Origin of the sequence: Salipaludibacillus neizhouensis (assembly GCF_002886185.1) — a bacterium.
GTDB lineage: Bacteria > Bacillota > Bacilli > Bacillales > Salisediminibacteriaceae > Salipaludibacillus > Salipaludibacillus neizhouensis.
This window is the reverse complement of record NZ_KZ614146.1, coordinates 429,929-439,223: the sequence shown is the minus strand read 5'-3', so window position 1 is coordinate 439,223 and position 9,295 is coordinate 429,929. Positions and strand designations below refer to the sequence as shown.

Annotated in this window: 9 protein-coding genes; all 9 read right to left on the bottom strand. The window is 39.3% G+C overall.

Annotation, left to right across the window (positions count from 1 at the left end; all coding sequences use genetic code 11):
* The coding region (locus CEF18_RS01920) for a transposase (RefSeq protein WP_223292207.1) at positions 1–419 on the bottom strand (419 nt) is incomplete at its 3' end.
* 104 nt (positions 420–523) lie between these two features.
* Positions 524–1,912 carry a group II intron reverse transcriptase/maturase gene (gene ltrA / locus CEF18_RS01915; RefSeq protein WP_190238672.1) on the bottom strand — a complete coding sequence of 463 codons (1,389 nt, stop codon included), beginning with the start codon at positions 1,910–1,912 and terminating at the stop codon, positions 524–526.
* Positions 1,913–2,465: 553 nt separating this feature from the next.
* Entirely contained in the window at positions 2,466–3,374 is a 909-nt protein-coding gene (locus tag CEF18_RS01910; protein ID WP_110934917.1) for a patatin-like phospholipase family protein, read from the bottom strand.
* A gap of 127 nt (positions 3,375–3,501) precedes the next feature.
* Complete coding sequence (locus CEF18_RS01905) at positions 3,502–3,864, bottom strand: DinB family protein (protein WP_223292345.1); 363 nt, start codon at positions 3,862–3,864, stop codon at positions 3,502–3,504.
* A 509-nt stretch (positions 3,865–4,373) separates the two neighbouring features.
* Entirely contained in the window at positions 4,374–5,393 is a 1,020-nt protein-coding gene (locus CEF18_RS01900) for an ABC transporter substrate-binding protein (RefSeq protein WP_110934916.1), read from the bottom strand.
* Positions 5,390–6,145, bottom strand: a complete 756-nt coding sequence (locus CEF18_RS01895) for an ABC transporter permease (RefSeq protein ID WP_110934915.1) — start codon at positions 6,143–6,145, stop codon at positions 5,390–5,392. Before CEF18_RS01895 ends, CEF18_RS01900 begins: the two co-directional genes overlap by 4 nt.
* Positions 6,142–6,900, bottom strand: coding sequence for an ABC transporter ATP-binding protein (locus tag CEF18_RS01890; protein WP_110934914.1), 759 nt, complete (start codon positions 6,898–6,900; stop codon positions 6,142–6,144). The genes CEF18_RS01895 and CEF18_RS01890 overlap by 4 nt, the downstream gene beginning before the upstream one ends.
* Positions 6,893–7,567 carry a thiaminase II gene (tenA, locus tag CEF18_RS01885; protein WP_110934913.1) on the bottom strand — a complete coding sequence of 225 codons (675 nt, stop codon included), beginning with the start codon at positions 7,565–7,567 and terminating at the stop codon, positions 6,893–6,895. Before tenA ends, CEF18_RS01890 begins: the two co-directional genes overlap by 8 nt.
* Positions 7,557–8,861 carry an acetylornithine deacetylase gene (locus tag CEF18_RS01880; protein WP_223292206.1) on the bottom strand — a complete coding sequence of 435 codons (1,305 nt, stop codon included), beginning with the start codon at positions 8,859–8,861 and terminating at the stop codon, positions 7,557–7,559. Before CEF18_RS01880 ends, tenA begins: the two co-directional genes overlap by 11 nt.
* Positions 8,862–9,295 lie beyond the last annotated feature (434 nt).

Genomic DNA, 9,295 nt, shown 5'->3' with positions numbered 1-9,295 from the left:
GCGACGATTTGACCATCGACTAACCCGAAACCTTTTAACATTAAGGTGAACTCTTTAAACAGCTTTTTTATTGCAGTTTTGTTATTCTTCATGAAAGCAGATAGAGTGCCGTGGTCAGGCTGGAGCTTGCTGATTAGCCACATTAGTTCAATGTTTCTATTCGTTTCGGTTTCCATTTTGCGAGAGGAACGAATGCCATTCATATAACAGTAAAGATAGAGCTTAAGTAAGTCTTCTCGACGATAAGGCTTTTGCCCAGCTTTGATGCCCGAATATACTTGAAATCCCAATTCCTCTAGGTTCAAACTATCGATGTAAGCATCGATAACTCGGACAGGATTTTCTTCATTTACAAAGTCGTCCAACGTATTTGGCAGTAAATAAATTTGATGTCTATCTTCACCTACAATATAAGGCATACACACTCATCTCCTTTGATATAGAGATTCGACAAAAGGCATCCATTTTCATGCAAAAAAACAAAATTTATTAATAATTGACGTACGGATCCGTATACGGCGGTTCAATAGTTTGAGTGTGTTTTCTCGAAGATGTGGTTTAAGTTCTTTAAACCAATTTCTTCGAGAATTTTGTTTGTAATGGCTTGGTGTAAAATAAAACTACACGCAATGCGCCAATAACCCTTCCGTGTGTTTGCCCATTCCCAAGCCTTTTGTTTGGGTACTTTGAGAGTGATAAGACTTTTATACTTCGTCCTCACTTTTTTCCAACGTTTCCATATGATTTGTCTAATCCGTCGTCTGATCCATTGATCAGTACTTTTGATGTAGCCTTTCATATAACTAATCCCGTAGTAGTTGATCCATCCCGTTGTTACCTCATTAATTTCTTTGATAACCTGTCGTATATTACCCGGTCGGTTTCGTTCGGTTAGCTGTCTAAGCTTTATCTCAAAGTTCCTTTTCGACTTTTGATGAGGGCGAAATCCTACACCTTTTCTTGTGACGTGTAGACAAAACCCTAGAAACTTTCGTTTCGTGGGGCTTCCTATTTCACTCTTTTCACGATTAACGGTAAGTTTTAGTTTCTCCTCAAGGAATGTCGTGGCGCTTTTCATGACACGATCTCCTGCTTTTCTACTTTTTACGTAGATATTACAGTCATCCGCATACCGGACGAATTGGTGTCCACGACTCTCTAATTCTTTATCGAATTGATCAAGGAAGAGATTACTTAAAATCGGTGAAATATTTCCTCCTTGTGGTACACCAATTTCAGTAGGGACAATTGTTCCATTAATAGACACACCACTCCTTAGGAATTTCCGTATAAGTGTAAGGATTATTTTATCCTTAATGTGCTCTTCCAAATGAAACATGAGTTTGTCATGATTAACCGTATCGAAATATTGTTTCATATCGATATCTACTACTGTTCGATATCCTTGTTTGTAGTATTCTTTCGCACAATTCATTGCGTCGTGAGCACTACGATTAGGTCTAAAACCAAAACTACTATCCGAAAACGTCGGATCTATTTTCTTCTCGATCACTTGAAGAATTGCCTGTTGAACAAGTCGATCACGTACAGTTGGTACGCCAAGTTTTCTTTTTGATCCATCCGGTTTTGGTATTTCCACACGTCTGACGGGTTGTGGTTCATATGAACCTGTTTTTATCTGTTCTATAAGTTCTTCTTTGTTGAGAACGAGATAAGCAAACAATTCATTCACAGTCATTCCATCAACTCCAGCAGCTCCCTTGTTAGCCTTCACCTTTTTATAAGCTTGGTTCAAGTTTGAGCGACTGGCTACTTTATTTATCAGATGACTCACACCATCTCTTCTTTCCGTTTCACCGTGAGAAATACTACACACTTCTACTGTACCTTCGGATTCCATCCTATTCTCTTGTAGATAGCCATCTTTCGATGTTGTCTGTGATCTTTGCATTTCTCTCACCTCCACGGCTTCCAAGATTACTATTGTTCAGCCCTTCATCCTCTTTTTGGACTACTATGGCTTCGGCTGACTTCTTACAATTCATCAAGCCATCACTGTCATGATTGTTCCTGTGGGAAATTCCTTCCCTCTTGTCGGGAACCCTTGTAAGACCTCCCCGGGTAAGTCTAACCACTTTCCTCCCATATAGGTGCTGGATTTACTGTAAGAGATTTGGGTAGTATAGGACTTCATTTTGTTATGCAAACTCATCCTTCTCTATTCAGCCTTATATCCAATTTCTGTTCGTCACCTCAGGATTTTGCTTCCGGCTTCCTTCAGATTCCACCTCACGATGGACACCCTTGCCTTCCGCTAACAGTTCCTACTACCAAGTCTGTAGTGGACTTTCACCACCAAGTTGTTAGACATGCCGGGCACACAAGAAAGGGCGCAATTCTTATTACAGATTTGCGCCTGATTGTTGGCAATCTTCAAATCTTATTATAAGGGGTATGGCAACCGTTTTGAAGCGATAGCGTTTTCTTTCTTCTACTTAATTTAATCATCTTTGTATTCGTTTGGCCTGATATTGTTCAAAATCCCACTTCGACAAAAATTCTTTTGTAGAAGTATAGCCTGATTTATAGAGAAAATCGATTTCATCCTCATTCAGTTCAAAATCAGTTGCGATGATGTCACCAGTCGGAATTTGAATCGTGCGTTCAAACGTTTCTTCGTTCATATGTCGTAAATCATGGGCTTGAAGCATCGTTTTAAATATATTTTTGCAAAGGTGTATCGGCGTTGGTATAACAGCATCTATGCTAACTTCATCTTTCACAAAATGGAAGCCGAACGTTGGAAAACGAGGATTGTCTGTGTCAAATATCCATATTGGGAAGTTACTAAGTAAACCACCATCTAAAATGTAGGATTTGTTGCGATCTTTTGACTTCCAAATAACCGGACGGAAGAAAAATGGTAAAGATGCACTCATCATAACAGCAGTTGAAACTTTTAAATCAGCAGGAGTCATCCTATAGCGATCCAAGTCATCTGGCAAAATAAGCATTTGCCCACTCGAAACATCAGAAGCAATAATCTTCAACTTTCCATCCGGAAGATCCGCAAATGTCTTAATGCCTTTTTCTGAAAGTAGTGTATCCACCCATGTTTCCAAATAATCGTTTTTATAAACTCCAAGATGAACTATTAGTTCTAAAAAGATGCCAAAAATGGGAACTCGATTCAGTATCGTCCTACCTCGAAGCTTTGAGAAATCAATTTCACTCAGCCGGTCTCTAATTTCATAGCTTTTATAGCCGCTTGCCAAAAGAGCAGCTATTACGGCTCCCGCTGATGTTCCAGCCAGTCTTTCCCATTCTACTTTTTCCTCTTCCATTGCTTGAATCGCTCCAATAAAAGCAATTCCCCTTACCCCGCCACCTTCAAAAACAGCATCTGCCTTCAATTTTTTCCACCTCTCGATAAGAGTTATTAATTATTAAACTGCTTCATTAGTTCAATAAGAAAATTGAATTCCCTTGATTGAAGGATTCTCCCAGTTAGCTGAACAACAAGACAGAAAAATGTTATTATTATTTTAGTGATTTTTCATTAATTTGTTTTTGATGGTGTGCATCGTGCTTAATAAATATTTTTATAAAACTTCCTCCTGAGAATTTCCTTTTTCCACCACCAATGGTAAACCTAACATCTTTCCCAACTCTTGAAATTTTTTCAATAAGTTCTTTTCGAGTGAGTACAAAACTATCAATAAGAGACTCAACTGAATAGTCTTTAATAAAAGACATAGCTTCTTCATTATGTTGGTCATGGTCTGGGAAAGTTGGTAAATCAGCACCTTCAGTCATATACGGTACCATCTTATCAAGATTAAATTTATCCCAATAGTATAAATGACCCACAATTTGTATGATTGACCATTTCCCTTCTTTAATAGGTTCACATAATTATTCTTCAGATATTTCTTTTAATTCCAAAATATTATCAATCATTTTTTCAAATTGTCTTAATGTTTTATTCAATTTATTTCCTCCCAAACAATTTATTAGAATATTACAACTGCAATAATACTTCTAAAAAAATAAAACATTTGTTTTTATTTTTAATTGTATAATTACAACTTGTTCTTCAACAATCCTCCGTAATAGTCTAAGTGAAAATATTCACAATATCCCACATTTTCTATTATCATTTTAACATAAATTTTCCAATTTATTCTCAAAAACTTGTGAACTACTCTTCAACAAACTGGCCTCTTTTGTTGAACAAGAAAAAATCCTGCATATCAACTTTTAAATATACGATCAGACTTTAATAAATATCAAACTGTATTTCAAAGCCACAACATTCTCCATTAAGAAAACATGGTCTGAGTCTAAACTTGCCTACAAAAAAGAGACCTCATGAGAAAAAAATCTTTTCATGAAGCCTCTTTTTCTATGACCTATTCTACAATATCAACAAAAATTTCATCCAATGACGGTTCTTCCTCTATTAAACCAGACTCTTTCATCCAATCGATCGTTTCTTGCCATGATTCCTCATCCTGGCTGCCAAAACCTTGATCGGATTCCATAAGTGGTAACAAAATCTCTAAACTCTCTTTTTCAACTTCTTCTATTAATGGAAAGTTGGCTTCATCTTGGTTACTGAGAAGAATTTCCAAAGCTTTCTCAGGATTATCACGCGTAAATTCATAGCCACTTGTGGCACCACGCCAGAATGCTTCAATGGATTCTCTTTCCTCTTCCCACGTATCATCATTTGTTACAAAAACCAATTCATAAAAACTTGGTACACCATGATCTGTAGGGTTAAAATTTCTGGTTTCATGTCCTTCATGGCTTAGAACGGGAACTTCATGATTAATATACGCGCCAGTTACAGCATCGACCTTCTCGCTTACAATCGAGGATCCAAGCTCAAATCCCACATCGACCATGTCAACTTCTTCAAAATTACCACCGTCGTTTTCAACCATTGTTTGAACTAACGCTTCATTCAATGGAATTCCGGGATATCCCACCTGTTTCCCTGCTAAATCACTAGGAGACTCAATGTCACTGTCTTCTAAAAATATTGTTCGGTTCAACGGCGAACGTACGATAGCACCGACTGATTTTATCGGAACATCTTGGTTCGCTCTTGCTGTGACTACGTCTGGTTGATAGGTAATTCCTAATGTGATTTGCCCGGATGCCGCTAAGTTAATCGGATCAGTCGGATTAGCAGGAAACTGAATATTGACCTTTAACCCTTCCTCTGCAAAATAGCCATTTTCAATTGCTGCATACAAGTAACTATGCACTGCATTCGGATACCAATCCAACATAACATCTATCTCAGTCAACTCTTCTTCAGAAGTTTCGGTACTACCTCCACCTTCTGATGCTTCCTCTGTTGCACACGCAACTAACATACTGACCGTAAAGACGGACACCAAACCTAATAAACTCTTTTTCATTCTGTTTCCCTCCACTTTAACGTTATTTTTTCTAATAAAGTAACACCTAAAAATAAACTAATACCAATAAACGACAAGATGACGATTGGTGCGAATACACCTGCACCGTCAAATTGAGTCATCATTCTGCGACTAAAGTAACCAAGTCCTGCCTGCGCTCCTAACCATTCTCCAATTGCCGCACCAATCACACTTAAAGTGACCGCAACTTTTAAGCCTGAGTAAAAATGAGGGATTGCAGATGGTACGTACAGTTTTAAAAATAAATCCTTTTTTGTTGCCCCCATTGTCAACAGCAGATCTTTGAATTCTCTACTGCTGGATCGAAGCCCATCAAACGTATTCACAGCAATCGGAAAGAAAGTAATCAAAATTGTAACTGCCACCTTGCTCCACAAGGAATATCCAAACCAAAGTACAAAGATTGGCGCTAAAGCAATGATGGGAATCGTTTGAGACGAAATCATTAACGGGTAAAATGTTTTTTCGGCGATTCTACTTGCTCTCATCCAAACAGCCAGGCCGACTCCTAAGACAACGGATATAAAAAGACCGGTTACGATGACTAACAGTGTCGCTGGGAAGTGAACAAGAAAAAGAATTCCCTTGATTTCCCACAACTTCCCTAATACCTGAATCGGGGACGGTAAAATAAATGTCATCCCTATCAATCTAGCAATCCACTCCCATAAAACGAATAAAAGGATCACTAGACTTAGTGGAGCAAGAAAATCTTTCCATGTTGTTTTCATGTGATTGTCGACCTCAATTCAAACATCAAATCTTTTTTTACTTCTAACAGATCCGCAGAATAAAGATCTTCCAATCTCCGAGGACGATTTAAAGGCACCGTCACTTCTTTCAGTTCCTTGATGGGTGTTTCGGTTAACACAAACACTCTATCTGCTAAGAACAACGCTTCATCTACATCATGAGTAATGAAAATAATAGTTGAGCCTTGTTTTTCCCATTGCTGCAGAAGCCACTCTTGCATAGACACCTTTGTTATGGCATCTAAGGCGCTAAATGGCTCATCCAACAGAAGAATCGGCGAACCACTCAGAACAGTCCTTAGAAAGGAAACACGTTGCCGCATCCCCCCAGATAATTCCGATGGAAACTTGTCTCTTGTTCCATTCAGTCCGAATTCATCAAGTAAGGGAATGATTCGCTTATGAGCTTCTTTTTTGCTAACCCCTTTTATTTCCAAAGGCAAGGCAGCATTGTCCAGTATCGATCTCCAAGGAAGCAACAAATCCTGTTGTGGCATATATCCTACATGTCCTAACCGGTTCGCCTTTTTTTCTCCATCTAATCTAATCGATCCTCTTGTTGGTTCTTCAAGCCCTACCGTTAATTTAAAGAGCGTGCTCTTTCCGGAACCACTTGCACCAATAATGCTCACGAATTCACCCGGTTGAACAGCGACATTTAATTCCATGAATAAATCGTTCTCGTAAGGGTATCCAAAACTCATGTCCTTAAATTCCAGCGCAGAATTACTCATCTGTCGGCCACATTTCCTGATTGTAAGCCATATCCCAAAACATATATTCAAACCGAGTTGTGTTAAGGAAGATTTCTTCTAAGTAGGTTTTTTCCGCTTCCGTGGTATTCTCTGCTAATTTATCCAGTAGTTCAATACACCACTCCGCTAATTGTCCGAACTCCTCTGAGCTATACATTTGAATCCATTCCCCGTAAAACTCATGCTCTTTGGCTCCTGGTATTTCACTTAGTTCTTTCCCAATCTCCCAATAGCTCCACATGCACGGCAGGACAGCAGCTACTAAATGTGCAAGTGTCCCGTTTTGACCAACATGGAGCATATAGTGACTGTAAGCTAAAGTCGTTGGTGATGGTTTTGCCTGTTCGAATTCTTTTGCAGTAATACCAAATTTCATGCCATATTCTCTGTGCAGCGACATTTCTTCATTAAGCGTAGAATCTAGCAGTTCCGCAAACTTACCCATCGTTTCCACATCTTTTGCCTTCATTGCTCCTAATGCAAATAATTTTGCGTAATCAATTAAATATAAATAATCTTGAATCATAAAAAATCGAAACTTTTCTTTATCGAGTGTGCCATCTCCTATTCCTTGGACAAATGGGTGAGCGTGATTTTTTCTCCAGATTGGTAATAGTTTTTCATGTAGACGATGACTAAAGGCCATTTAGATTCTCCTCCTCTTTTTCCTTGTGACTCCATGTATAAATAAATTCCAGCAAAACTTTTGTAAAGTCTACTAATTGATCAATCGATACTTTTTCATTCACAGCGTGTGCATTCGTTAGATCTCCAGGTCCATAAATGACTGTTGGGATACCTTCTGCTGCTAACCATCCCCCGTCTGTAACAGTTGGCGATACATCTATCTTCGCTTCCGCATGAAAGGTTCGGTAATGAGATTGTGACAACAATTGGACACCTGCATGCTTCGAGTCGACTTCAAGTGAAGGGAATATTTCTCCCCGGTCTTCGATCATCGACGTTCCTCCCCACGTAAATGATGGAGGATTATCTTTCAGCCATAGGTCTCCTTTTGAAACATTGAGAATATGTTCTTCTATTTCTTTAGTAACTTTTTCATATGTTTCGTCAGGATAATAATGTACTGTAATCCACAACCGACACTCATCAGCAATAAAAGCCGCATGTCGTCCACCCTCAATTACTGCAGGATTAATCGTATTTGTACCAGGTGGGCACCCCTGATAACTTTTGGTGATCGCCCAATGCCGTTCAAGCTCCTGTAGTCCTTGAATGACTTTACTCATCTTTTCGATAGCACTGGCAGCAACTAACTTTCCTCCAGCATGGATCATATTTCTTCGCGTAGCATCGTGGTAAGTTTGGTTACTCTTGATTGTGATCCAACCTGTTATCACGCCCCCCTGGCCTTGAATATGTAAGTCACTAGTGTCTACGACAATCGCAAAATCTGCCTCCGCCCCTTTTCCACATTTACAACATTGGAGTGTTCCAGCTTCTCCCACCTCTTCCCCAATAACTGACTGCAAAGTGATGTCCCCTGGCAGTTCAATCTCGTATTCTTTCAAAAGTTGTAATGCAAATAATGCAGACCCTAATCCGCCTTTCATGTCAGCTGCCCCACGGCCAATCAAGTGGCCATTCTCTTCAACTGGGATAAATGGATCACCTATCCACTTTTCGTCAGGGCTCACCTCTGCCACGTCCATGTGACCATTAATAATTAGGCTTTTATATTTACCTGTGTTCGTGCCCTTTAAAACACCAACCACGTTTGGATCATTCGGGTACACATCCCACATATCTACCGTATAACCTAACTTTTTCAAATGTGCACCGACATATTCTTGTGCCTCTTGTGTATTTCTAGCTGGAGGAGCTGGTGTTTTATACGTGATTAACGTTTTCACCAAATCAAGTAATTCCCCTTGTCTTTCCTCTACCTTTTGCTTCAAAAAATCAACGTCATTTCTCAAAAAAATCATCCTTCCATTTTAAGAAAAACTGCATTACGGTATTTAAAAAACTTCGTGTCTTTTTTCTACTTTGTTGCTTTGTCATAATCGAAGGTTGTTTGAAAGAATTACCGCTCCCTTTCCGAGGATGATCCGCAAGCATCCTCGAGCAAACTACGCTCTGCAGGGTCTCGCTTGGATCATTCTTCCACAGGAGTCTCACGGATTCTTCCAAACAACAATTTTTCAGAAAGATTATCTACGTAATCTTTCTATTTTCGAAAAAACTCGAAGTAGCGATGGCGGCGACTCCTGCGGGAAAAGCAATAGCTGAAGACCCTGAAGGACGGTCTTGGTCCGAGGAGGCTGAAGCATTGCCCGCGGAAAGCGTCCGCCTACGAGCGGATTCGAGCTTCTCTGTTCAAATGAAAATACCAATCTCTAAAAGAAAATGT

Bases quoted from the DNA above. Each gene is read 5' to 3' on its own strand.
- ltrA (WP_190238672.1), bottom strand. From the start codon at position 1,912: ATGCAAAGATCACAGACAACATCGAAAGATGGCTATCTACAAGAGAAT.
- CEF18_RS01900 (WP_110934916.1), bottom strand. From the start codon at position 5,393: ATGAAAAAGAGTTTATTAGGTTTGGTGTCCGTCTTTACGGTCAGTATG.
- CEF18_RS01895 (WP_110934915.1), bottom strand. From the start codon at position 6,145: ATGAAAACAACATGGAAAGATTTTCTTGCTCCACTAAGTCTAGTGATC.
- CEF18_RS01890 (WP_110934914.1), bottom strand. From the start codon at position 6,900: ATGAGTAATTCTGCGCTGGAATTTAAGGACATGAGTTTTGGATACCCT.
- tenA (WP_110934913.1), bottom strand. From the start codon at position 7,567: ATGGCCTTTAGTCATCGTCTACATGAAAAACTATTACCAATCTGGAGA.